Source organism: Bradyrhizobium sp. SZCCHNR1015, assembly GCF_032489875.1.
Taxonomy (GTDB): Bacteria; Pseudomonadota; Alphaproteobacteria; order Rhizobiales; family Xanthobacteraceae; genus Bradyrhizobium.
The window spans coordinates 16,272-39,008 of sequence record NZ_JAUEYW010000003.1 but is presented as its reverse complement, the minus strand read 5'-3'; the positions used below and the strand labels follow the sequence as shown (position 1 = coordinate 39,008).

Below are 22,737 nucleotides of genomic sequence, written 5' to 3'. Positions count from 1 at the left end.
GGGATCCGAACCGCGGTGATGAGCGGGGGAACTCTTGCCAAGTTGCCGCGGACCGCATCCAGCGGCGTCGCTCGCCTTACGGCTTGTCGAACCAGGCCTTCCACTGCGGGACGGCGGTGGCGAACGTGCCGCGATGGCTGGTCGGTCCCGTCGACACCGCCTCGACCTTGCTGTTGCCGGCCCCGATCGCCTGCTGGTAGGTCATCGCCAGCCGACCCAGACCGGTCGAGATCGCCTCGTCGGTCTCGCCGTAATAGTTGCGCACCGGCGTCTTGATGATCCAGCGATAGGCCTGCGTCTGCGCGACCAGGCGGCCGTAGGCCGACGCCGCGAAATACTCCGCATCGAAATAGTCGGGCTTGAGCAGCTTGTGCAGATCGGTCGGGACGTCGGCGACGTTGAAGGGCTCGCGCTCATAGGCCTTGCGCGCGACGTCGTAGTAGCTGTCGCTGATCACCGAGCGCGCCAGCCCCGGCACCGCATAGTAGTTCTCGAACGCGAACGCCGACAGGATGAACAGCGAATTGACCCAGGCGGCGTCGTTCTTGCGCGGGAAGCTGAGGAAGCCGTTGAGCGCCACGGACACGTCGACAGGAGCGCTCGCGGTCGCCGCCGCCGTCACCGGCACGCCGGCGCCTTCGAGCTTCTCGAGAAAGGCCATGGTCACGAAGCCGCCTTGCGACCAGCCGGCGATATCGAGCCTGGCGCTCGTCAGCTTCATCTGTTCGAGCACGGCGCGGCTCGCCCGCAGCATGTCGTAAGTGGCCTGCTGATGGCTGGCCTTCACCATGTAGCCTTCCGGCTCGGTCGAGATGCCCATTCCGAAATAGTCGGCGCCGATCAGCAGATAACCTTGTCCTGCGAACTGCGCGATCATCAGCTGGGTCTCGGGCGACTGCTCCGGAAACGACGGCACCTCCTGCTTCCCGTACACCGTCCCGTGCTGATAGGACACCATCGGCAGGCTGGTCTCGCCGGTCTCGGGCACCGCGAGCAGGCCGCTCGCCGTGATCGGCTTGTTGCCGCGCTCGGGGATGACGGACGCATAGGTGACGCGATAGAGCCTGACGGCGTTGCGGGCCGGGGTGTAGGTCACCGAAACGTCCGCGAATTTCGGCGTGTCGACGGCAAGGATGGTGTTCAGCCGGGCGACGTCCCAGCGGGCCAGATATTCATAGCTGACGTCGGAGGAGACGCGGACGGGAGCCTTGTCCTGGGCACGGCTTGCAGCCGGCCAGATGGCGCAGACCAGCACCGCGATGAGAGCGCGATAGACGAACATGGGATCTCCCCGGCCTGCCGCCGTCGGTTGCATTCGGACCCCTGCGATACAGATCGCGAGTAAACAATCGGTGCGGCGCCGGCAGCCGCGCTCCGTCGCCCGCGCTTAAGCCTTCTTCAAGCGTCCCCGCCTATGTCTCGATGAGGAGGCGCCCATGCAGGCGCGGGGGCGAGGTCCAGATGGCTGACAATCCTGATGCCGCCGCGATCCCATCGCAGCGTCGTGACGTTCCGCTTGGCCTGTTCGCAGTCTGCTTTGCGCTCGCCTGCATCAACGCCTCGTTCTTCCCGGCCGGACTGTGGTCGGGCACCTGGATCTGGGACCAGGCGGGTCTCGGGATTCCCACCGACTTCGTCAATGTCTGGGCGGCCGGCAAGCTCGCGCTGCAGGGACATCCGGCGCTGGCCTGGGACTGGGACGTGCAGCGCCAGGTCGAGCTCGATCTGCTGCGGCAGGATTTCCCGGGCTACTTTGCCTGGCACTATCCGCCGCCGTTCCTGTTCGTCGCGGCGTTCCTGGCGCAGTTTCCTTACACGCTCGCCTTCGTCGGCTGGGTCTATGCCAGCTTCGTTCCCTATGCGCTCGCGATGCGCGCGATCGTCGGCCGCGGCTTCGGCCTGCTGCTGGCAGCCGGCTTTCCGGCCCTGTTCTCCAACGCGCTGGTCGGGCAGAACGGATGCCTCACCGCCGCGCTGGTCGGCGGCACGCTCTATCTGCTGCCGGTGCGGCCGGTGCTGGCGGGGATCTGTCTCGGGCTGCTGACCTACAAGCCGCAATACGGTCTGCTCTTCCCGATCGTACTGATCGCCACCCAGCGCTGGACCGCGTTCATGTCGGCGAGCGTCACCGCCGTCGTGCTGGCACTGCTGTCATGGCTCGCCTTCGGGCTGGAGAGCTGGCAGGCCTTCTTCCATTGGCTGCCGATGTTCTCGCAGGCGTTCCTGACCGAGGGCAAGGCGACCTGGTGGAAGCTGCAGAGCCTGTTTTCGCTGGTGCGCTATTTCGGCGGCTCGGAAGCGCTCGCCTGGACCGTCCAATGGGTGCTGACCGCAACCGTCGCAGTCGTGCTGGTGACGCTGTGGCGCAGCCCGGTACGCTACGCGCTGAAGGCGGCGGCGCTTGCCGTCGGGCTGCTGCTGACGACGCCGTATCTGTTCATGTACGACATGATGGTTCAGGCCGTCGCCGTGGCCTGGCTGGTGCGGATCGGCCTCGCCGAGGGCTTTCGCCGCTACGAGCTGCCCGCGCTCGGCGGCATCGCGGCGCTTCAGATCACGTTCATGCTGTCCGGGATTCCGCTCGGGCTCGCCGCCAACCTGATCATGGCCGGCCTGGTGCTGGCGCGCGCCGGCTCGTGGTGGCGTCGGCAGCCGGCGCCCGCCGACATGGCGCTCGCGAGCGCCTGACTCGCTGATCGGGGCCGGGTAGGGTCATGATTTCCCTTGTCTTCCTTCGTGAACAGGTGTTCAGTTCTTACTACCTTTTGTGAGGTCGATCCTCCAAAAACACTGAACCAGCGTTCGCCGGGTGCCCTGGACGAGCGCGTCCGGGACGAGAAACGCCATGGTCTATCGGCGAACCCATCAGGTCGTGAAGCGGCTGGCGGCCCGCCGCAGCGCGATTTTGGCTGCCGCCCGTGAGACCGCCGCCGAAGGCGGCATGTCGGCCGTCCAGATCGCTCCGGTGGCGGTCCGGGCCAATGTCGCAGCCGGCACCGTCTATCGCTACTTTCCCTCGAAGGCCGATCTGATCTCGGAGCTGATCGCGGAAGTCTCGCGTGACGAGCTCGCCGCCGTCCGGCGCGCCGCCGACGCCGCGCCCGGTCCATCCTCGGCCCTGGCTGCCGCGGTATCCACGGTCGCAGTGCACGTCCTGTCGCAGCGCAAGCTCGCCTGGGGCATCCTGGCCGAGCCCGTCGACGTCGACGTGACGGCGTCACGGATCGCGAGCCGCCGCGAGATCGTCGGCGAGATCGCCTCGCGGATCGACGCGGCCGTCCGTGCCGGCCACCTTCCGGCGCAGGACACCCAGTTGGCCGCGACCGCGCTGCTCGGCGCGCTGCACGAGGCGCTGGTGGGGCCGCTGGCGACGGAGAATCCCGACGACCCTGCCAAACTCCGCGACACCGTTCAGGCGGTCACCCTGCTGGCGCTGCGCGCGGTCGGCGTCATGGACGCGCGTGCGCGCGGTCTCGTCGTGCAGGCCGTGCTGCCGGTCAGGAGCCTGGTCGGCGCGTAGTCCGCGCTTAAGCAAGGATTCACCCGGCGCGGCGATGGTGAGGCTGGCGTGCCGCGAGAGCACCGCCTTGCCCCACTCCAGGTGCCTCCTCGGACGATGTCGATTGCACGCAACCCTCTGGCGACGCGCCTCGTCATCGCCGGATCGGCCGCCGCCGGCGCCGTCTATGCGTATCTGGCCGGCGAGGACATCAACTGGGACTGGCAGAACTATCACGACTATGCCGGCTTCGCGCTGCTGCATGGCCGCTTCGATGTCGATGTGGCGCCCGGCGGCTTTCAGAGCTTCCTCAATCCGCTGATCTATGTGTTGCCCTATGCCGTCCGCCACGGGCTCGATGCGCCGTGGTGGGGCGTCGCGCTGGGCGCGCTGCACGGCCTCAATCTCGCGCTGGTCTACTGGGTCGCGCGCGTGTTGCTCGGGCGCCTGGCGGACGCGTTCACGCTCAGCGCGGCGATCCTCATCGCGGCCCTCAGTCCGATGGCGCTGTCCGAGGTCGGTACCAGCTTCGCCGACATTCTCACGACCCTTCCGATCCTTGCCGGCATCGCGCTGATCTTCGGGGAGCACGATGAGCGCGGCCGCCGTTTCGTCGCCGCTGGCCTGCTGATCGGCGCGGCCACGGGATTGAAGCTCACCAATGCGACGTTTCTGGTCGGAGCCGGCGTGTCACTGCTGTTGGTGGCGCGGCCGTGGCGCGCGATCGCCGCGTTCGGAGCGGGCAGTGCGGCCGGCGTGATCGTGACTGCGGGGCCGTGGGCGCTGAAGATGACGTGCGACTACGGCAGCCCGCTGTTTCCGTTCTACAACACGATCTTCCGGTCGCCCGAAGCGCCGTTCGCCTCGATCGTCGATACGCGCTTCATGCCGCAGGGCCTGCTCGATGCGCTCGCCTATCCGTTCTACTGGGTGATCGGCAAGCATCCCTCGTCGGAATGGCCGTTTCGCGATCCGCGCTTCGCCGTCGTCATCGTGCTGCTCGTCGCGCTGATCGTCACCGGCCTGTGGCAGCGGCGCGAGGTGCTGCCGCTGCGCGAGCGGCGGCTCCTGATCTTCTTCTGGCTCAGCTACGTCCTGTGGATGCTGGCCTTCTCGATCCAGCGCTATCTGATGCCGCTCGAGCTGTTGTCGGCGCCGCTGATCGTCCTGCTGCTCATCCGCCTGATTGAGTCCTGGCAGGCGGGCTCTGGCTTGGACGTGTCACCGCCGCGGCGGATGACGCAGGCCGTCGCGGTGATGGCCGCGCTCGGCATCGCGCTGGCATCGCAGCCGACCGACTGGATGCGGCGGCCGTGGTCGGATCCCTACCGGCCGCAGCTCGCGGCCAGCCTGCAACGTCCGGCGACGTTCCTGCTGCTGCAGAAGCCGCTCGGCTACGTCACGTCGTTCCTGCCCCAGGGCTCGCGCGTCTATCAGTTGTCGGAGCTCGTCGTGCCGATCGTGCCCGGCGGCGTGCTCGATCGCCGCGTTCGCAACGGCCTGGCCGATCCGTTGCCGGGCGGCGTCTGGGCGCTGTATTTCTCCAACAGCCCGGAGGACAACCCGCCGCGGCTCGCGGCGCTCGCGGACTACAACCTTGAGATCGATTCATCGCGCGGCTGTGAGCGCATTCCCGGCGCCGCCGGCATTGCGATCGAGGCGTGTCCGGTGATTGCGCGGGTCAAGGCGCCGTCAACGGCCGGACTGGGATCGATCGAAACGACCCAATAGGCTCGTCTCAGATATGGGCGTCGCTCGACGGCCCGACATAGGCGATCCGCACCATGTTCGTGGTGCCGGGTGTGCCGAGCGGCACGCCGGCGACGATGATGACGCGCTGCCCGGCGCGGACGAAGCCGTCGCGGAAGGCGATCGAGCCGGCGCGCTCGACCATGTCGTCCTGGTCGCGCGCGTCCTCGGCCACCACGCAGTGCACGCCCCACACGACCGACAAGCGGCGCCCGGTCGCCAGGTTGGGCGTGATCGCGACCACCGGCGGCTTCGGCCGCTCGCGCGCGACGCGGATGGCGGTGGAACCTGACGAGGTCCAGCAGATGATGGTGGGCAGATCGAGATTCTCCGCAATCTGCCGCGCGGCTTCGGCGATGGCGTCGCCCGCGGTCGATTCGGGCTCGGGGCGCTGGGCCGCGATCACGGAGCGGTAGACCACGTCGCGCTCGACCTCCTCGCCGATGCGGTTCATGGTCGAGACCGCCTCGACCGGATATTTGCCGGCGGCCGACTCGGCCGACAACATGATGGCGTCGGCGCCTTCATAGACCGCGGTGGCGACGTCGGAGACCTCGGCGCGGGTCGGCACCGGCGACTGGATCATCGATTCCAGCATCTGCGTCGCCACCACCACCGGCTTGCCGGCGCGGCGCGCCAGCCGCGTCATCTGCTTCTGCAGTCCGGGCACACGCTCCAGCGGCAGCTCGACGCCGAGATCGCCGCGCGCCACCATCAAGGCATCGGAGACGTCGACAATGTCGTTGAGCCGGTCGATCGCCTGCGGCTTCTCGATCTTGGACATCACGGCGGCGCGGCCGCGGATGATCTTCTTGGCTTCCAGCACGTCGTCGGCGCGCTGCACGAAGGACAGCGCGATCCAGTCGATGCCGATGTTCAAGGCGGCGTCGAGGTCGGCGCGGTCCTTCGGCGTCATCGCCGACACCGGCAGGTCGGTGTCCGGCAGGCTCACGCCCTTGCGGTCGGACATCCTGCCGCCGATCACGACCCGGGTGACGGCGCGGGTCGGCGAGGTCTCCTCGGCGATCAGCCGCACCTTGCCGTCATCCAGCAGCAGCGCATGTCCGGGCTGCAGGGCGGCCAGGATTTCCGGATGCGGCAGGTGGACCCGCGTCGCATCGCCCGGCGTCTTGTCTGAATCGAGCACGAAGCTCTGGCCGTTGTTGAGCTGAACCGGGCCCTCGGCGAAGGTGCCGAGCCTGAGCTTCGGGCCCTGGAGATCGACCAGAATGCCGATCGGGCGGCCGTAGCTCGCCTCGACGCTGCGGATCGTGGCCACCAGCTCCCGCAGCTTGTCGTGCGGGGTGTGGCTCATGTTGATCCGGAAAATGTCCGCCCCGGCCTCGAACAGCTTGCGAATCATCGCGCTGTCCGAGGAGGCGGGACCGAGCGTGGCGAGGATCTTGATGCGTCGCAGCCGCCTCATGGCTTGGGTGCTTGCCCTGGCGGCAGGGCCGGCGCGGCCGCCGGCGGCGTGCCCTGCGGCCCATTCGGCAGACCGGGGACGTTGCCTCCGGGTCCAAGCGTGCCGGGAATTCCAGGCACGCGCTGCTGCGCCGGCTGCTCGTTGGCCTCGGTGAGCTGTACCGTCCAGGCGCGCTGGTCGCCGGTGTCGACTTCGAAGAAGCCGGTGCGGTCGAAGCCGCGGGCCAGGCAATTGTCGGTGCCCTTGATCGTGAATTCCTTGTCACGCGAGCACATGAAGGCCTGTCCCGACCATTCGCCGCCGCGGTCATAGTCCAGCGCATAGATGTAATAATAGCGCGCCACCAGCGTGCCCTTGAGCAGCGTCTCGCAGCTGCGTGACGACACGTTCCACCAGCCTTCGGTGGTCCAGCCTTCGGAGTCCTTGTAGCCGAGGGCGATCCCGACCCGGCTTGAGGTGTTGTTGCAGAGCCGAAAATCGGCGGCCGCAGGGGAGGACCACAGACAGAGCGCGGCCAGCCCAAGCAGCGAAAGCAGTCCGTAACCGGGGCGGAAGGGATTGCGATGCAGGAGAGAGGAGATTTTCGGGATCATTGCGCGACGCTATATCAACCGTTGAACGATGTCGCTGGGCTTGGCTGCGGCTGTCAACGCCATGACGATCTCGTGCGAAGCCGCTGCGATCGAGCGCCTCGCTCCTCCTGACGGTGCTGCGATATGGCCAAATCCGCGACGAAGCCTCATTATATAGCAGACATCCGTCACGGCGCGGAACAGGGAACAAAGAGATGACGATGGACAGCACCACCCGGACCGAGCTCGAAGCCGCCGCCTTTCGCCGGCTTGTCGAGCATCTGCGGACGAGAACCGACGTTCAGAACATCGATCTGATGAATCTGGCAGGCTTCTGCCGCAACTGTCTCTCCAACTGGCTGAAGGACGCCGCCGACGCCCAGGGAGCGCCAATGACCAGGGACGAGAGCCGCGAGGCGGTCTATGGCATGCCCTACGAGGAATGGAAGGCGAAACACCAGCGTGAGGCCAGCGCCGAGCAGCGCGAAGCCTTCAAGAAGTCGCATCCGGGCCACTGATCAGGCGCGGAGGAGCCGCGCTGTCCGGCGCGGCAATGTGCGAATCGGGTGCTGCGCGGGATGGCGACGAAACACAAGTGGCGCGAGCGGCTTGCGCAGGCTTGACGCTGCGCAGGCCAACAAGGTGTGGGCGCTCTGTGGATGAGGTCGATGTCGCCTTGACGCAGGGCACGCCAGATTTGAGGGTCGCGGCGAACACGTAGCGCCCTTTGGCGCCTTCCTTGGACACAGAGTTCCACTCAGGAGTATCAGATGGCCACCTCCGCCGCCGCGAAGGACGACGACTCGCCCGCGACCCGCTTTGCCGTAGACCAGCTCAAGTCGATCATCGAGCGGATCGAGCGTCTCGAGGAGGAGAAGAAGGCGATCTCCGAAGACATCAAGGACGTCTACGCCGAGAGCAAGGGCAATGGCTTCGACGTCAAGGCGCTGCGCACGATCATCCGGCTCCGCAAGCAGGACCCGAACGAGCGCCAGGAAGAGGAAAGCATCCTCGAGACCTATATGCAGGCGCTCGGAATGATCTGAGCAGCAGGCCTCGCTCACCTGCAGGAGATCTCCGCTGCCCCTGACGGGGCATTCGCTTTCTCCCGATCCGGCTCGGCGCGCCGGCGGCATGCGCATGTTGCGGCGATCGACGCCGCACTCCAAACCCGTCGATGCTGAGGAGAACGACTAGCAGGCCGCCGCGGCGTCAGCGCAAGGCTGCCGCGCGCATGGCGAAGGATTTGGTTTCGAGCTTGATGATCGCCGGCCCCGTGAACTGGTCGTAGCTCAGTCCCGGCGTCGGCTCGGCGGCGAAGCTCATCGCCAGCGCGACCTGCGGCTTGACGAAATAGCTGCGCATCACGGTGAGGTCCACGTCGCCCATTTTCGTCACGGACATCGAGGATGAAGCGCTCGGCGTCAGCATGATGGCCCGCATCCAGGTCGAATCGGGACCCTTGGCCGCCGAGATCCGCGTCGCCATCGTGATGGCGCCGTCCTGACCTTGCCCGTTCTTCGCGGCCTCCGGCACCGGCGCGACGCTGCGGGTCGCCGGGCGGGCATTTCGCACCGGGATGACGGTCGTGGAGGCGGCATTGGCGCGATCGAGCGGAGAGGAGGCCGGGGGCGCGAAGGCCATGGCCTGCATCAGGCTCGCGGTCTGCTGCTGATCGATCGACGACAGCGCACGGCGCGCCGTGATCGCGGCAACCTGCTCGGGGGTGGCCTGCTTCGGCGTGCCGGGATTGTCACCCCAGAAGCCGCGCGAATTGATGATGTCGGCGACGCTCTGCGGCGCGCCGTCCCTGGATCTGCTGCCGACGGCGCCCGTCGTTTCGGACTTCGTCTCCGGCTTGGTCGCCACGGGCTGAGCTGCAGATTGCGCATCCGCGGAGGCCAACTGCAGGGCGTTGACGATCTTGCCACGCGCGGTGGCGGCTTTGCTGTCCACCGATCGCTCGGCGGTCCGGCTGTCCTTGTCGGAGTTCTTGTCAGCCGGCTTGGCGGCGAGTGCCGCGGTTTGAACCGGCTTGGCGTCGGCCTTACTCTCGCTCTCGCCCGACTCCTCGTCATCCTCGCTCGGACGACCGCGGAACAGCCGCGCAAACAGGTTGGGGCTGGACGACGCGTCATCGCCATTGCCGCGTTTCTCGATCTCGGCCTTAGCCAGCTCATAGCCCTTGAGCGGAACGCCGTTGCTCGGCACGTGAACGGTCTTGCCGTCGGGGAACACGCGGGCGAGCTGCTCGGCGGTCATGCGCGGCCAGTGGCGGATGTTGCCGGTGTCGAGATGGACGAAGGGCGAGCCGGAGGTCGGGTAGAAGCCGACGCCGCCGCGCTGCAGGCGCAGGCCGGCAAAGCGGATCTGCTCCAGCGGCACGCCAGGGATGTAGAAGTCCATCGCATGGCCGAGCATGTGCTGGCTGTGGCGGGCCACCCCGGAATGCGCCGAGCGCCGGCGCAGCATCGAGTTGGTGGCGGGCGACCGGTACGACGAGATGATCTGGATCGGCTGCTTGGCGTCGACGTCGCGATAGACTTCCCAGAGGATGTCGAACAGGCGGCGGTCCATGACCGTCTCGTCCTGGGTACGCCAGTCGCGCAGGAAATGGTTGAGCTTCTTCAGCGCGTCTTCGTCGTAGCGGCCTTCGCGCTTGAAGGTGACCGTGAGATCTTCGCCGGAATGGGTATGGTGGAAGGAGAGCGTCTTGGTCTCGTTCAGTGCAGCGGCGTCATGCACCGAGCCGGCGCCCAGCACCAGGAGCAGTGCCGCCAGTCCGTATTGGCATCCAGCCTTCCAGCCCGCTCTCGTGAGCGAAACAGATTGGCGCGCGAAAACAGACAGCAAGATGCAGCCCACCCCGTCGACGAGCGTTTACTCGAATACCCTCTTGCGGCCCGTCCGGCGGAAGAGAGAGGAAACGCTTACCTAAGGCGGGATGGTTAAGGGATACTCACCGACCCGCCCCCCAATTACCCTTAACATATACTCTTGAGTGTGGCGAAAAAGAGCCATCGAATCTTGGTTGATCATTGTGGTTAACCTAAAGCAAAGGCCCCGCCGATCGGCGAGGCCTTTGATCTCAAAATGGAATTTGACCGTGATCGGCGGCCTGATCAGCGGGTGAAGACCCGCCGGGCAGGGCGGCCGACCGGCGCCGGCGGCGTCGGCGCGCCGCCGCCGCCAAACAGCCGCTCGAAGAAGTTCGGGCCGGAGGAGAAGCTGTTGTCGCTGAGGCTGACCGAGTTCGGCAGCGGCCCCTTCGGACGCGCGTAGCTCGGCTGGGCATGGGCGACGACGTTCTCGAGATCCTTGCCGCGGCTGTTCTTCAGGATCGCGATCATGGTGGCGTCGCGGCCATAGATGTCCTTGCGGAATTGCAGCTTGCCGGCATCGTCGACGAAGGCGGTCTGGTAGGTGATGTTGACCGGGATCGGCGTCGGAAATTTCAGGTCGATCTCGCTCCGGCCGTACATGCTGCGGATGCGCTCGGGCGTGTAGCGCTCGCCGGGCATGGTGATGTTGAGCAGGACCGACGCGTACTGATCCGGATACTGTACGCGCATGCAGCCATGGCTGAAGGCGCGCTCGTCACGGGCGAACAGGTTCTTGTCCGGCGTGTCGTGCTGATAGACCAGGAACTTGTTCGGGAAGTTGAAGCGGATGCGGCCGAGAGCGTTGGCCTCGCCCGGCGGCTGCGAGATGTGGATCGAGCCGTCGCGCGCGCGCTCCAGCCGGAGCCCCATGCGGTCGAGCACCGTCGGATCCTGCTGCAGGGCCGGCAGATACTCGTTGTAGATGATCGACGGCGGCACGTTCCAGGTCGGATTAACCGTGATGAACTTCATCGTCTCGCTGAGCAGCGGCGTCGCATGCTGCCCGGGCTTGCCGGTCACCACGCGGGTGCTCCACACCTGCGCGCCGTGCTGCATCACCTTCAGCGTGTAGTCGGGGATGTTGAGGATCACATAGGCGTCGCCGATGCCGGGGGCGCCGAGGTCGCGCGGCAGCCAGCGCCAGCGCTCCATGTTGACGAGGACCGTATCGATCTGCTTATCGCGCTTGGGCGTGTTCAGCGCCTTCACGGTGCGGTCGTCGAGCACTCCGGTCGGCTTGAGGTCGACGCTCTCCTGAAACTTGCGGACGGCGGCGGCGACCTTGGCGTCGTAGCGGATGTCGTCGGCATTCTCGGTGAGACCGAGCTTGGCGCGCAGCTTCGGCACGCGCGGGTCAGACATCTGCGCCTCCGCCTCCGGCGCATTCTTGCCGCGGGCAGGCGTGTATTTCAGCGGCTGGCCTTCGTCGATGATCACGGGCGCGCCGTCGGTGACGCCGCGCAGCTCGGCGAGCTTGGCCTTCAAGAGCTTGTAGAGCTTGTGCGGAGGGTTGTAGCTCTCCAGCGCCGCCGAGGCGTCCTTGGCGCCGGTGACGTTGGCAAGCACCTCGTTGGGGTCGACCGGATGGTCGGGATACTGGATGTCCGCCGAGACCTGCGACCAGTGCATGCGGCCGCTCTGCGCCTGGCGCGCGTAGTCCATCATGCTCTCGGTGAGTCTGAGATCGGCCTCCGCCAGTGCGTCCGGTGCGGAGGCTGCGGCTGCGAAGTCCGGCACCGGATAGTCGCCGGGATTGAGGCCATCGGCTGCTGCATCCTTGAGACGGGCGATGACGCCCTTTGCCGAGGCGGTCAGGTTGCCGCCCTGGGTCCAGACGGGCGCATAGTCGCGGCCGGTGTAGAACTTCTCGACGGCGGCGCGCTCGGCCTTGCGGTCGAAATACTTCGTCGCCTTGGTCGCCATCAGGTCGCGCAGACGGTCGGCAACGGGCTGGTCGGCGGCGGGAACGGTGCTGGCGGCCTTGACCGGCTCTGGGGCTGTCGCGGTGGCAGGAGCCGCTGCGGGCGGCGTGGCGACGGTCTTGGTGGGATCGGTCGCAGGCGCCGCCGCAGAGTCGACCGGCTTGACCGTGGTCTCGGGCGCCTTGACCTGCTCGGGCGACACGGTTGCGGTGGTGTCGGATTTGGTGGTGTCGAGTTTGAAGTCACTGGCGGTCGGCGGCGGCACGTTGGCCGGCTCGGGGAACGGGATCGCCGCATCGATGGCCAGCTCGGCCGCGCTGTTGCGGGGGGGATCGCTCTGGGCGAAAGCAGAGGTCGAGGACACCGCGAGGAAGGTCGCCGCGACAGCCATGAGCACGCGGTCATATCCGCCACGGGTGGTCACACAATCTCGCATCGTCAATCCCTCGGATGATCTGTCCCGGCTGGAACAGGTGTAACAAGGTCGATCCGCCAGCTTCGGCGTAGGTACCGCCGGTGAGGATGGCTCACGTCTGCACGCAATGATTCACGCCCAAACGATACTCAAGCCCCACTTCTGCGGCCAGCGCCACACGGGACAACTCACGACAAACTGACTCTTGGGAAACCCCGGCCAAACCGATCGTGCGTTTGTGCCACGCGTTATTTCCTTTGTCTGTCACCGCAAGGCAACGGTTCAGATGTTCCATTGTTGCCAAGACTTGCGGCCTTTTTCGGACGACAGCCGAGCGCGACCATGGTGAGCATCCGCGCGGCTCAGCCGAGCGGCGGGCTTTCCGTTGCGGGCGTCTCGCCATTGGCTTCGTCGAGCTTGCGGTAGAGCGTCGAGCGTCCGATTTTGAGGCGGCGCGCCACCTCCGACATCTGGCCGCGGTAATGGGCGATGGCGAAGCGGATGATCTCATGCTCCATCTCCTCGAGCGGCCGCACCTCGCCGCTCGCGGTGAGCAGCGGCAGGAACCCATGCGAGGGCAGAGGGGCAATGGGTACTTCACTACCCGGCACCATCGCAGGCAGGGGAGGAACAGGCCGCTCCACGGTGAGGGCCGGCGCAGGCTCCACCGGCGGCGCGTGGGTGGGAATCAGCGGAAAATCGGCGACGCCGAGCTGGTCGCTCTCGCCCATGACGACGGCGCGGTAGACCGCGTTTTCCAACTGGCGGATGTTACCGGGCCAGTCGAGCTTGGTCAGATAGGCGACGGCCTCGCCGGTGATGCCCGAAATGGCGCGGTTCTCCTCGGCCGCAAACCGCGCGAGGAAATGCCGCAACAGATGCGGGATGTCCTCGCGGCGGGTGCGCAGCGGCGGAATGGTCAGCGGCAGCACATGCAGCCGGTAGAACAGATCCTCGCGAAAATGCCCTTCCTTGACGCGGTCGAGCAGCCTGCGATTGGTCGCCGAGATGATGCGCACGTCGACCTTGACCGGCTTGCGGCCGCCGACGGCCTCGACGGCGCCCTCCTGCAGGGCGCGCAGCAGCTTGACCTGGGCGGTGAGCGGCAGCTCCGAGACCTCGTCGAGGAACAGCGTGCCGCCATGGGCTTCGACGAACTTGCCCATGTGACGCTCGGTCGCGCCGGTGAATGCGCCCTTCTCGTGACCGAACAGGATCGATTCCACCAGATTGTCCGGAATCGCGCCGCAATTGACGGCGACGAACGGCTTCGTCTTGCGCTCGCTGGTGCCGTGGATGGCGCGGGCGAACAGCTCCTTGCCGACCCCCGATTCGCCTTCGATCAGCACGGGAATCGACGAGGTCGCGGCCTTCTCCGCGATGCGCAGGATCGGCGCCATCGCCTCGGCGCGGGTGATGATGTCGGCGAAGGTCAGGCGGCCTTCGCGGCTGTGCCGGATGCGCTGCAATTCGCCCTTCAGGGCCGAGGTATTGAGCGCATTGCGCAAGGAGACCTGGAGCCGCTCGATGCCGACCGGCTTGACGACGAAATCCTGCGCGCCGGCGCGCATCGCGGAGACGACGTTGTCGATGCCGCCATGCGCGGTCTGCACGATGACAGGTATCGAAATCCCGATCTCGCGCATCTTCGAGAGCACGCCCATGCCGTCGAGGCCGGGCATCACGAGGTCGAGCACGATGGCGTCGATGGGGCCGGCGTCAGGATTGGTCAGCTTCTCGATGACGGCGTCGCCGGTCTCGACGACGACCGCCTCGTAGCCGCATTTCTGCACCATGTTCTCCAGCAGCCGGCGCTGGACCGGATCATCATCGGCAATCAAAATGCTGGCAGCCATGGCTTTCCTTGCACGCTACGACTATCTGTCTCGAATCGGGGCACTCTCGCCGACGCCGATTAACGCAACCTTAAACCTCGCTGATCGGGATAAACGTTCGAACAACAGGTTACCCATCCGATGACCTCGCGCGCCTCTTCTGCCCTTCGCAAGCCGACCAAAGCTGCTCCTCCGCCCAAAACCGCGTCAAAGACTGCCAAGGCCAAACCGGCCAAGACGTCCGTCGTCAAGACGCCGTCGAAGCCGGCGGCCGCCAAGGCCAAGCGTGGCGCGACGGCCAAATCATCTGCAAAGCCGGCGAAGAAGGTGGTCGCGGCCAAGACCGGAATCGGAACGCTGCCCGAATGGAATCTCGGCGATCTCTATATGGGCATCGACGCGCCTGAGATCGCTCACGATCTCGCGAAGATGGATGCCGAATGCGTCGCGTTTGAGACCGACTACAAGGGCAAGCTCGCCGAGCATGTGGCGCGCGAGGATGGCGGCGAATGGCTCGCAGAAGCCGTGCGGCGCTACGAGGCGATTGACGATCTTGCCGGACGGCTCGGCTCGTTCGCCGGTCTCGCGCATGCCGGCGACAGCGTCGATCCGGCGATCTCCAAATTCTACGGCGACATCTCGGAGCGGCTGACGGCCGCGTCGACGCATCTGCTGTTCTTTCCGCTCGAGCTCAACCGCATCGACGACGCCGTTATCACGCGTGCGATGGAGACGCCCGCGCTCGGTCACTACCGGCCATGGATCGAGGACCTGCGCAAGGACAAGCCGTATCAGCTCGAGGATCGCGTCGAGCAGCTATTCCACGAGAAGTCGCAGACCGGCTATTCGGCCTGGAACCGGCTGTTCGACCAGACCATCGCCGGTCTGCGGTTTCAAGTCGGGGCCAAGGAGCTCGCGATCGAGCCGACCTTGAACTTCCTGCAGGACCGTGACGGCGCCAAGCGCAAGGCCGCCGCCGAGGCGCTGGCCAAGACCTTCAAGGCCAATGAGCGAACCTTCGCGCTGATCACCAACACGCTCGCCAAGGACAAGGACATCTCCGACCGCTGGCGCGGTTTCCAGGACGTCGCGGATTCGCGCCATCTCAACAACCGCGTCGAGCGCGAGGTGGTCGATGCGCTGGTGGCGTCGGTGCGCGCGGCCTATCCGAAGCTGTCGCATCGCTACTACCAGCTCAAGGCGCGCTGGTTCAAAAAGAAGAAGCTCGCGCATTGGGACCGCAACGCGCCGCTGCCGTTCGCCGCCAATGCCACCATCGCGTGGCCGGAGGCGAAGAGCATGGTGCTGACGGCCTATCGCGGCTTCTCGCCGGAGATGGCCGACATCGCCCAGCGCTTCTTCGATCACAGCTGGATCGATGCGCCGGTGCGCCCGGGCAAGGCGCCGGGCGCGTTCTCGCATCCGACCACGCCCTCGGCGCATCCCTATGTGCTGATGAACTACCAGGGCAAGCCGCGCGACGTGATGACGCTCGCGCATGAGCTCGGCCATGGCGTGCACCAGGTGCTGGCGGCCAAGAACGGCGCGCTGATGGCGCCGACGCCGCTGACGCTCGCCGAGACAGCGAGCGTGTTCGGCGAGATGCTGACCTTCAAGCGGCTATTGTCGGAGACCAAGGATGCCAAGCAGCGCCAGGCGCTGCTCGCCGGCAAGGTCGAGGACATGATCAACACGGTGGTGCGGCAGATCGCGTTCTATTCGTTCGAGCGCGCGGTTCATACCGAGCGCAAGAATGGCGAACTGACCGCGGAGCGGCTCGGCCAGATCTGGCTCTCGGTGCAGACCGAGAGCCTCGGCGAGGCGATCGAGATCAAGCCGGGCTACGAGAACTTCTGGATGTATATCCCGCACTTCATCCATTCGCCGTTCTACGTCTACGCCTATGCGTTCGGCGACTGCCTCGTGAACTCGCTCTATGCCGTCTATGAGCACGCCGCCGACGGCTTCGCCGAGCGCTATCTGGCGATGCTGTCCGCCGGCGGAACGAAGCACTATTCGGAGCTGCTCGCCCCATTCGGACTGGACGCCAAGGATCCCAAGTTCTGGGACGGCGGCCTGTCGGTCATCGCCGGCATGATCGACGAGCTGGAGGCGATGGGGTAGGGCTGTTAAACATTTGTTGAACGGCAGAAAGGGGTGCGTTATACGTCTGTATAACACGCCCCTTTCTCGCTAGCGGACCTCACCATGAAGATCGAGATCAAGAAGATCGGCAATTCCGATGGCCTGTTGCTGCCGCGCGAGTTGATGCAGCGGCTCGATCTCAAGCGCGGCCAGCAATTGCATATCGTGGAACTGCCCGGGGGCGGATTCCAGGCGCTCCCCTACGATCCGGATTTCGAGCGGACGATGGAGATCGCCGACGACATTATGGATGAGTACCGCGACACCCTCGCCGCGCTCGCCAAATGAGCGACCAGCAAGAGCCGCTTTGGATCACCTACGAGCAGGCGATCGCGATTCACGCCCGTCAGTTGCGCCGCTTCGGCGGCGCGCCAGGACTGCGCGAAGAAGGAATGCTGCGGTCGGCGTTGGAGCGTCCGGTCAACAAATGGAGCTATGAGCAGGCGACGCTGCCGGAGCTTGCCGCGGCCTACGCATTCGGGCTCGCCAAGAACCACGCCTTCGTCGACGGCAACAAGCGCATCGCGTTCATGGCGATGATGACGTTTCTGCGCAGACACGAAATCGCGTTCGCGCCCGACCCTGCGCAGGCAACTGCCATGATCCTCGCCCTCGCCGCCGGCGAGGTCAGCGAGGCCAGCCTGACGCGCTGGATCCGTGACAATTGGCCTGGCCAATAGCCCGATCGGAAAAGCCGATAAAATCGCCTTGCATGCCAGCCGTTGCCCTTGCATCGGCTTTGAGGTATGCGACCTTAACAAAGCAATTTTTCTCTGGGGGACCCCGATGGCAAACCATGGCGAGATCGCCTACTCGACGGCTGACGGCAACGACTACGTGGCACATGAGGCCACCTATGAGGGCTTCATCAAGCTGGTGAAGTACGGCACGATCAGCGTCGCTCTCATCGTCATCTTGATGGCTATTTTCCTCGCTTAATGTCGCTATGGGCCCGCCGGCATCTCCGCCGGCGGGCCTTCAGCTGACTGGCCGGGCCGATCCGCCGTCATGCTGAAGCCATGGACGTCCCGCCCTTTTAAGCTCGCGCGCGCATTCGCGCCGGAGGCCTCATGAAGATTGCCGTCGCCAAGGAAATCGACCCGTTGGAGCCGCGGGTCGCCGCCTCTCCCGACACGGTGAAGAAGTTCAAGGCGTTGGGTGCCGAGATCGCGGTCGAGCCCGGCGCCGGCATCAAGTCCGGCCTGCCGGATTCGGAATTCACGGCGGCAGGCGCAACCGTCAGCGCCGACGCGCTGAAGGACGCCGACATCATCATCAAGGTGAAGCGGCCGGAAGCCTCCGAACTCGCCAACTATCGGCGCGGCGCCTTGGTGTTCGCGATCATGGATCCCTACGGCAACGATGCCGCGCTCAAGGCGATGGCCGATGCCGGCATTGCCTCGTTCGCGATGGAACTGATGCCGCGCATCACCCGCGCCCAGGTGATGGACGTGCTGTCGAGCCAGGCGAACCTCGCCGGCTACCGCGCCGTGATCGAGGGCGCCGAGGCGTTCGGTCGCGCCTTCCCGATGATGATGACCGCGGCCGGCACCGTGCCGGCGACCAAGGTCTTCGTGATGGGCGTCGGCGTCGCTGGCCTGCAGGCCATCGCAACCGCGCGCCGGCTCGGCGCCATGGTCTCCGCCACCGACGTGCGCCCCGCCACCAAGGAGCAGGTGGAGAGCCTCGGCGCCAAATTCCTGGCGGTCGAGGACGAGGAGTTCAAGAACGCGCAGACGGCCGGTGGCTATGCCAAGGAGATGTCCAAGGAGTACCAGGCCAAGCAGGCGGCGCTGACGGCGGAACACATCAAGAAGCAGGACGTCATCATCACCACTGCGCTGATTCCCGGCCGTCCAGCGCCGCGCCTCGTCACCATGGAGATGGTGAAGTCGATGCGCCCTGGCTCGGTCCTGGTCGACCTTGCGGTCGAGCGTGGCGGCAATGTCGAGGGCGTCAAGCTCGGCGAGACCGTCGAGATCGACGGCGTCAAGATCATCGGCTACCCCAATCTCGCCGGCCGGGTCGCAGCGTCCGCCTCCGGTCTCTACGCCCGCAACCTGTTCTCCTTCATCGAGACGATGATCGATAAGAAGGAAAAGACACTGGCGGTGAACTGGGACGACGAGTTGGTCAAGGCCACGGCTTTGACAAAGGATGGCGCCATCGTCCACCCGAACTTCCAGCCGAAGGCCTAAGGAGCAGAGCCATGGAACATGTCGTCCAAGCCGTCGACCCCTTCGTCTTCCGGCTGTCGATCTTCGTGCTGGCGGTGTTCGTCGGCTACTTCGTGGTGTGGTCGGTGACGCCGGCCCTGCACACGCCGCTGATGTCGGTGACCAATGCGATCTCCTCGGTGATCGTTGTCGGCGCGCTGCTGGCGGTCGGCGTTCCCATGCTGTCGAGCGGCAGTGGTCTGGCGCGAGCGTTCGGCTTCATCGCGCTGATCTTCGCCTGCGTGAACATCTTCGGCGGCTTCCTCGTCACCCAGCGCATGCTGGCGATGTACAAGAAGAAGTCCAAGTAACAACGCCGCACGACGCGGGATGACAGGCACAACGGGGCATCTGCAATGAACGCCAATCTGTCGGCACTCCTTTATCTCGTGGCAGGTGTGCTGTTCATCCTGTCTCTTCGCGGGCTGTCGAGCCCGGCCTCCAGCCGGCAAGGCAACTTCTTCGGCATGGCCGGCATGGCGATTGCGGTCGCCACCACGCTGGCTGGGCATCCACCGGCGGATGCGATCGCCTGGATCCTCGTGATCCTCGGCGTTGCGATCGGCGGCGGCATCGGCGCAGTCATTGCGCGCCGGGTGCCGATGACGTCGATGCCCGAGCTCGTCGCCGCCTTCCATTCGCTGGTCGGCATGGCCGCGGTGCTGGTCGCCGCCGGCGCGTTCTTCGCGCCGGAAGCGTTCGACATCGGAACGCCCGGCAACATCCATCCGCAGAGCCTGGTCGAGATGTCGCTCGGCGTCGCCATCGGCGCGCTGACCTTCACCGGCTCGGTCATCGCCTTCCTCAAGCTGTCCGCGCGGATGAGCGGCGCGCCGATCATCCTGCCGGCGCGTCACATCATCAACATCGCGCTCGCCGTGGCGCTGGTCTTCTTCGTGATCCGCCTGGTGATGACGGGCGGCGGCTTCGACTTCCTGATGGTGACGCTGCTGGCGCTGGCGCTCGGCGTGCTCATGATCATCCCGATCGGCGGCGCCGACATGCCGGTCGTGATCTCGATGCTGAACTCCTACTCCGGCTGGGCGGCCGCGGGCATCGGCTTCACGCTCGGTAATTCGGCGCTGATCATCACCGGCGCATTGGTCGGCTCGTCCGGTGCGATCCTGTCCTACATCATGTGCCATGCGATGAACCGGTCCTTCATCTCGGTCATCCTCGGCGGCTTCGGCGGTGAGACCGCAGCGGCGGGCGGTGGCACCGGCGAGCAGAAGCCGGCCAAGCTCGGCTCGGCCGACGATGCCGCCTTCATCATGAAGAACGCCTCGAAGGTGATCATCGTGCCCGGCTACGGCATGGCGGTCGCCCAGGCGCAGCACGCGCTGCGCGAGATGGCCGACACGCTGAAGAAGGAAGGCGTCGAGGTGAAATACGCGATTCATCCGGTCGCTGGCCGCATGCCCGGCCACATGAACGTGCTGCTCGCCGAAGCCAACGTTCCCTATGACGAGGTGTTCGAGCTCGAGGACATCAACTCGGAATTCGCCCAGGCCGACGTCGCCTTCGTGATCGGCGCCAACGACGTCACCAATCCGGCGGCCGAGGAGGACAAGTCCTCGCCGATCTACGGCATGCCGGTGCTGCAGGTCTGGAAGGCCGGCACCGTGATGTTCATCAAGCGCTCGCTGGCGTCGGGCTATGCCGGCATCGACAATCCGCTGTTCTACCGCGACAACACGATGATGCTGCTCGGCGACGCCAAGAAGATGACCGAGAACATCGTCAAGGGCATGTAGCCGGCGGCATCGGGAGCCATGACGTTTCTGAAATGGCTCCTGATCGTCGTGGCGGCGGTCTACGGCATCGTGCTTGCGGCCCTATTCGTCCGCCAGCGTGCGGTGCTGTTCCCCATTCCGCCGGTGGGCCGCACGGCACCGGCTGCAGCCGGGTTTCCTCAGGCTGAGGAGCATGTGCTGACCTCGGTCGATGGCGAGAGGGTCATCGTCTGGCATGTGCCGGCGAAGCCTGGCCACAAGGTCGTTCTGTACTTCCCGGGCAATGGCGATTTTCTCGCGGGCGTGGTGTCGCGCTTCAAGGCGCTCACGGCCGACGGCACCGGTCTCGTTGCGCTGTCCTATCGCGGCTATGCGGGGTCCAGCGGCAGCCCCAGTGAGCACGGGCTGCTGCAAGATGCCGCAGTCGCCTATGCGTTCACGACACAGCGCTACGAGTCGGGACGGATCGTCGCCTGGGGCTTTTCCCTCGGCAGCGGCGTGGCCACCGCGATCGCCGCGGAGCATCCGGTCGCCAAGCTGATCCTCGAAGCGCCCTATACATCCACGGTCGATGTCGCGTCGGAGATGCTGAAGGTGGTTCCGGTCAGTCTGCTGATGCTCGACAGCTTCCATTCCGATCGGCGCATCGCCGATGTGCGTGTGCCGCTCCTGATCATGCATGGCGAAAGGGATCCGGCGATTTCGATCCGCTTCGGGGAACGATTGTTCGCACTTGCGCATGACCCCAAGCGCTTCGTACGGTTTCCCAACGGCGGACATAATGACCTGGATCTTTTCGGTGCGACTGAGACGGCCAAGAGCTTCATCGACGGCTTGTAACGTCCACCGATCGCGGTGGCCGGCTCTCCTCGGGATCGTCCTGCTCTTTGGGAGCCTGCCGGTGCAGGCGCATGCCGCCGGGCTGAACGGCGCGGCGATGACCTGGCCGTTCGCACTGCCATTCGCGGGACTGCTGTTGTCGATCGCGCTCGGGCCGTTGCTGTTTGCCAGGTTCTGGCATCATCACTACGGAAAGATCGCCGCGGCATGGGCCTTGGTGGCGTTGGCGGCGTTGACCTGGAATGCAGGGCTTGGCACGGCGCTCGCTGCCTTCGTCCACGCGCTGCTCGCCGAATATCTCAGCTTCATCGTGCTGCTGTTCGCCCTCTATACGGTCGCCGGCGGCATCCTGGTGACCGGCGACATCAAGGGCACGCCCGCGACCAACACCGCCATCCTGGCGCTCGGCACGATCATCGCGAGCGTCGTCGGCACGACGGGCGCCGCGATGATCCTGGTGCGTCCCCTGATCCGCGCCAATCTGAGCCGGCCGCATAATGTGCACGTGCTGATCTTCTTCATCATTCTGGCCGCCAATGTCGGTGGTGCACTGAGCCCGCTCGGCGATCCGCCACTGTTCGTCGGCTTTCTGCGTGGCGTCGACTTCTTCTGGACGACGCAACACCTCTGGCTGCAGACCGCGATCGTCGCCGGCCTGTTGCTCGTGATCTTTGCCGCGATCGACGCATGGCGCTTCCGTGCCGAGAAGCCTTCGAGCACGGATGGCACGAGCGAGCCGGTTCGTGTTCGCGGGCTCGTCAACGTCGTCCTGATCGCGGCCATCGTCGTCAACACGCTGGTATCGGCGACCTGGAAGCCGGGCATCTCCTTCGACGTCTTCGGCACGCATGTCGAGCTTCAGAATCTCGTGCGCGATGCCGTCCTCGCGGCGATCGCCGGCCTGTCGCTCTGGCTTACGCCGGACGAGCACCGCGAGGCGAACGGGTTCAACTGGGAGCCGATCCGAGAGGTCGCCAAGCTGTTCGCGGCGATCTTCACTGCGATCGTTCCGGTCATCGCCATGCTGAATGCGGGTCGCAGTGGCTCTTTCGGCTGGCTGTTGGATGCCGTGACGACACCCGCCGGCGCGCCGCGGGAGGTCGCCTATTTCTGGTCCACCGGGCTGATGTCGGCCTTCCTCGACAATGCCCCGACCTATCTCTTGTTCTTCGAATTGGCGGGCGGCGATCCCAAGGTGCTGATGGGCGAGCTCTCGGGAACGCTGGCGGCGATCTCGATGGGCGCAGTCTACATGGGCGCACTGACCTATATCGGAAATGCGCCGAACTTCATGGTCGCAGCGATCGCCAATGAGCGGGGCGTCCAGATGCCGAGCTTCTTCGGCTACATGCTGCGGGCAGGTGCCGTCCTCATTCCGCTGTTCGTGCTGCTGACCGTGCTTCCGATTCATCCGCTGCTCAGTCCGCATTGACCTGATCGACGGCACCTTCAGAGACCGTCCTGGTTGAGACCCTGTCACGGCCGGACCGCGTGACGATCGCC

20 protein-coding genes are annotated in these 22,737 nt (G+C 65.7%); 14 read left to right on the top strand and 6 right to left on the bottom strand.

Features of this window, described 5'->3' with window-relative positions:
- Nucleotides 1-76 precede the first annotated feature (76 nt).
- Complete coding sequence (locus QX128_RS06655; RefSeq protein ID WP_316236989.1) at nucleotides 77-1,282, bottom strand: alpha/beta hydrolase family protein; 1,206 nt, start codon at nucleotides 1,280-1,282, stop codon at nucleotides 77-79.
- A 179-nt stretch (nucleotides 1,283-1,461) separates the two neighbouring features.
- Between QX128_RS06655 and QX128_RS06650 the strand changes: the two genes are divergently transcribed.
- The 3 genes from QX128_RS06650 (at nucleotide 1,462) to QX128_RS06640 (ending at nucleotide 5,230) form a co-directional block, all read left to right on the top strand.
- A complete protein-coding gene (locus tag QX128_RS06650) occupies nucleotides 1,462-2,688 on the top strand; it encodes a glycosyltransferase family 87 protein (RefSeq protein WP_316236988.1) in 1,227 nt (408 codons plus the stop codon).
- 157 nt (nucleotides 2,689-2,845) lie between these two features.
- Nucleotides 2,846-3,520 (top strand): helix-turn-helix domain-containing protein, encoded by a 675-nt coding sequence (locus QX128_RS06645; protein ID WP_315802595.1) that lies wholly within the window; start codon nucleotides 2,846-2,848, stop codon nucleotides 3,518-3,520.
- 96 nt (nucleotides 3,521-3,616) lie between these two features.
- Nucleotides 3,617-5,230 carry a glycosyltransferase family 87 protein gene (locus QX128_RS06640; RefSeq protein WP_316236987.1) on the top strand — a complete coding sequence of 538 codons (1,614 nt, stop codon included), beginning with the start codon at nucleotides 3,617-3,619 and terminating at the stop codon, nucleotides 5,228-5,230.
- A 7-nt stretch (nucleotides 5,231-5,237) separates the two neighbouring features.
- On the opposite strand, the gene pyk is transcribed toward QX128_RS06640, so the two are convergent.
- Together pyk and QX128_RS06630 are read right to left on the bottom strand one after the other, a co-directional pair.
- Nucleotides 5,238-6,674 carry a pyruvate kinase gene (pyk, locus tag QX128_RS06635; protein WP_315802597.1) on the bottom strand — a complete coding sequence of 479 codons (1,437 nt, stop codon included), beginning with the start codon at nucleotides 6,672-6,674 and terminating at the stop codon, nucleotides 5,238-5,240.
- Nucleotides 6,671-7,267, bottom strand: coding sequence for a DUF1036 domain-containing protein (locus QX128_RS06630; RefSeq protein WP_315802598.1), 597 nt, complete (start codon nucleotides 7,265-7,267; stop codon nucleotides 6,671-6,673). Before QX128_RS06630 ends, pyk begins: the two co-directional genes overlap by 4 nt.
- A 200-nt stretch (nucleotides 7,268-7,467) precedes the next feature.
- Here QX128_RS06630 and QX128_RS06625 point away from each other — a divergent pair, with 200 nt between their 5' ends.
- Both QX128_RS06625 and QX128_RS06620 read left to right on the top strand, forming a co-directional pair.
- The gene (locus QX128_RS06625; protein ID WP_316179843.1) at nucleotides 7,468-7,764 is read left to right on the top strand and encodes a DUF1244 domain-containing protein; all 297 of its coding nucleotides are present in this window, start codon (nucleotides 7,468-7,470) and stop codon (nucleotides 7,762-7,764) included.
- 252 nt (nucleotides 7,765-8,016) lie between these two features.
- Nucleotides 8,017-8,292, top strand: a complete 276-nt coding sequence (locus QX128_RS06620) for a DUF2312 domain-containing protein (RefSeq protein ID WP_008961835.1) — start codon at nucleotides 8,017-8,019, stop codon at nucleotides 8,290-8,292.
- 166 nt (nucleotides 8,293-8,458) lie between these two features.
- Here QX128_RS06620 and QX128_RS06615 read toward each other — a convergent pair whose 3' ends face one another.
- The 3 genes from QX128_RS06615 to QX128_RS06605 all read right to left on the bottom strand — a co-directional run bounded on the left by QX128_RS06615 (nucleotide 8,459) and on the right by QX128_RS06605 (nucleotide 14,321).
- Nucleotides 8,459-10,099: a DUF882 domain-containing protein gene (locus tag QX128_RS06615; RefSeq protein WP_316236986.1), complete on the bottom strand. Its 1,641-nt coding sequence runs from the start codon at nucleotides 10,097-10,099 to the stop codon at nucleotides 8,459-8,461.
- Between the two features lie 269 nt (nucleotides 10,100-10,368).
- Nucleotides 10,369-12,441 (bottom strand): murein L,D-transpeptidase, encoded by a 2,073-nt coding sequence (locus tag QX128_RS06610; protein ID WP_316237205.1) that lies wholly within the window; start codon nucleotides 12,439-12,441, stop codon nucleotides 10,369-10,371.
- A gap of 386 nt (nucleotides 12,442-12,827) precedes the next feature.
- A complete protein-coding gene (locus tag QX128_RS06605; RefSeq protein ID WP_316236985.1) occupies nucleotides 12,828-14,321 on the bottom strand; it encodes a sigma-54 dependent transcriptional regulator in 1,494 nt (497 codons plus the stop codon).
- Nucleotides 14,322-14,441: 120 nt separating this feature from the next.
- Between QX128_RS06605 and QX128_RS06600 the strand changes: the two genes are divergently transcribed.
- The 9 genes from QX128_RS06600 to QX128_RS06560 all read left to right on the top strand — a co-directional run bounded on the left by QX128_RS06600 (nucleotide 14,442) and on the right by QX128_RS06560 (nucleotide 22,666).
- Nucleotides 14,442-16,424 carry a M3 family oligoendopeptidase gene (locus QX128_RS06600; protein WP_316236984.1) on the top strand — a complete coding sequence of 661 codons (1,983 nt, stop codon included), beginning with the start codon at nucleotides 14,442-14,444 and terminating at the stop codon, nucleotides 16,422-16,424.
- An 84-nt stretch (nucleotides 16,425-16,508) separates the two neighbouring features.
- The gene (locus QX128_RS06595; RefSeq protein ID WP_315802603.1) at nucleotides 16,509-16,733 is read left to right on the top strand and encodes an AbrB family transcriptional regulator; all 225 of its coding nucleotides are present in this window, start codon (nucleotides 16,509-16,511) and stop codon (nucleotides 16,731-16,733) included.
- Nucleotides 16,730-17,125 (top strand): type II toxin-antitoxin system death-on-curing family toxin, encoded by a 396-nt coding sequence (locus QX128_RS06590; RefSeq protein ID WP_316236983.1) that lies wholly within the window; start codon nucleotides 16,730-16,732, stop codon nucleotides 17,123-17,125. Before QX128_RS06595 ends, QX128_RS06590 begins: the two co-directional genes overlap by 4 nt.
- A 106-nt stretch (nucleotides 17,126-17,231) precedes the next feature.
- The gene (locus QX128_RS06585; RefSeq protein WP_315736334.1) at nucleotides 17,232-17,384 is read left to right on the top strand and encodes an aa3-type cytochrome c oxidase subunit IV; all 153 of its coding nucleotides are present in this window, start codon (nucleotides 17,232-17,234) and stop codon (nucleotides 17,382-17,384) included.
- Between the two features lie 131 nt (nucleotides 17,385-17,515).
- Nucleotides 17,516-18,643: a Re/Si-specific NAD(P)(+) transhydrogenase subunit alpha gene (locus tag QX128_RS06580; protein WP_315753919.1), complete on the top strand. Its 1,128-nt coding sequence runs from the start codon at nucleotides 17,516-17,518 to the stop codon at nucleotides 18,641-18,643.
- 11 nt (nucleotides 18,644-18,654) lie between these two features.
- Entirely contained in the window at nucleotides 18,655-18,972 is a 318-nt protein-coding gene (locus QX128_RS06575) for a proton-translocating transhydrogenase family protein (RefSeq protein ID WP_284420324.1), read from the top strand.
- Nucleotides 18,973-19,017: 45 nt separating this feature from the next.
- Nucleotides 19,018-20,415 carry an NAD(P)(+) transhydrogenase (Re/Si-specific) subunit beta gene (locus tag QX128_RS06570; RefSeq protein WP_316236982.1) on the top strand — a complete coding sequence of 466 codons (1,398 nt, stop codon included), beginning with the start codon at nucleotides 19,018-19,020 and terminating at the stop codon, nucleotides 20,413-20,415.
- 18 nt (nucleotides 20,416-20,433) lie between these two features.
- The gene (locus QX128_RS06565) at nucleotides 20,434-21,234 is read left to right on the top strand and encodes an alpha/beta hydrolase (protein WP_315802605.1); all 801 of its coding nucleotides are present in this window, start codon (nucleotides 20,434-20,436) and stop codon (nucleotides 21,232-21,234) included.
- Between the two features lie 97 nt (nucleotides 21,235-21,331).
- Nucleotides 21,332-22,666, top strand: a complete 1,335-nt coding sequence (locus tag QX128_RS06560) for a sodium:proton antiporter (RefSeq protein ID WP_316237204.1) — start codon at nucleotides 21,332-21,334, stop codon at nucleotides 22,664-22,666.
- The last annotated feature ends 71 nt before the right edge of the window (nucleotides 22,667-22,737 follow it).

Coding starts and splice junctions, on each gene's coding strand:
- QX128_RS06630 (WP_315802598.1), bottom strand. CDS start 7,267: ATGATCCCGAAAATCTCCTCTCTCCTGCATCGCAATCCCTTCCGCCCC.
- QX128_RS06585 (WP_315736334.1), top strand. CDS start 17,232: ATGGCAAACCATGGCGAGATCGCCTACTCGACGGCTGACGGCAACGAC.
- QX128_RS06575 (WP_284420324.1), top strand. CDS start 18,655: ATGGAACATGTCGTCCAAGCCGTCGACCCCTTCGTCTTCCGGCTGTCG.
- QX128_RS06610 (WP_316237205.1), bottom strand. CDS start 12,441: ATGGCTGTCGCGGCGACCTTCCTCGCGGTGTCCTCGACCTCTGCTTTC.
- QX128_RS06600 (WP_316236984.1), top strand. CDS start 14,442: ATGACCTCGCGCGCCTCTTCTGCCCTTCGCAAGCCGACCAAAGCTGCT.
- QX128_RS06590 (WP_316236983.1), top strand. CDS start 16,730: ATGAGCGACCAGCAAGAGCCGCTTTGGATCACCTACGAGCAGGCGATC.
- QX128_RS06570 (WP_316236982.1), top strand. CDS start 19,018: ATGAACGCCAATCTGTCGGCACTCCTTTATCTCGTGGCAGGTGTGCTG.
- QX128_RS06640 (WP_316236987.1), top strand. CDS start 3,617: ATGTCGATTGCACGCAACCCTCTGGCGACGCGCCTCGTCATCGCCGGA.
- QX128_RS06655 (WP_316236989.1), bottom strand. CDS start 1,282: ATGTTCGTCTATCGCGCTCTCATCGCGGTGCTGGTCTGCGCCATCTGG.
- QX128_RS06625 (WP_316179843.1), top strand. CDS start 7,468: ATGGACAGCACCACCCGGACCGAGCTCGAAGCCGCCGCCTTTCGCCGG.
- QX128_RS06565 (WP_315802605.1), top strand. CDS start 20,434: ATGACGTTTCTGAAATGGCTCCTGATCGTCGTGGCGGCGGTCTACGGC.
- QX128_RS06620 (WP_008961835.1), top strand. CDS start 8,017: ATGGCCACCTCCGCCGCCGCGAAGGACGACGACTCGCCCGCGACCCGC.
- QX128_RS06605 (WP_316236985.1), bottom strand. CDS start 14,321: ATGGCTGCCAGCATTTTGATTGCCGATGATGATCCGGTCCAGCGCCGG.
- pyk (WP_315802597.1), bottom strand. CDS start 6,674: ATGAGGCGGCTGCGACGCATCAAGATCCTCGCCACGCTCGGTCCCGCC.
- QX128_RS06650 (WP_316236988.1), top strand. CDS start 1,462: ATGGCTGACAATCCTGATGCCGCCGCGATCCCATCGCAGCGTCGTGAC.
- QX128_RS06580 (WP_315753919.1), top strand. CDS start 17,516: ATGAAGATTGCCGTCGCCAAGGAAATCGACCCGTTGGAGCCGCGGGTC.
- QX128_RS06595 (WP_315802603.1), top strand. CDS start 16,509: ATGAAGATCGAGATCAAGAAGATCGGCAATTCCGATGGCCTGTTGCTG.
- QX128_RS06560 (WP_316237204.1), top strand. CDS start 21,332: ATGACCTGGCCGTTCGCACTGCCATTCGCGGGACTGCTGTTGTCGATC.
- QX128_RS06645 (WP_315802595.1), top strand. CDS start 2,846: ATGGTCTATCGGCGAACCCATCAGGTCGTGAAGCGGCTGGCGGCCCGC.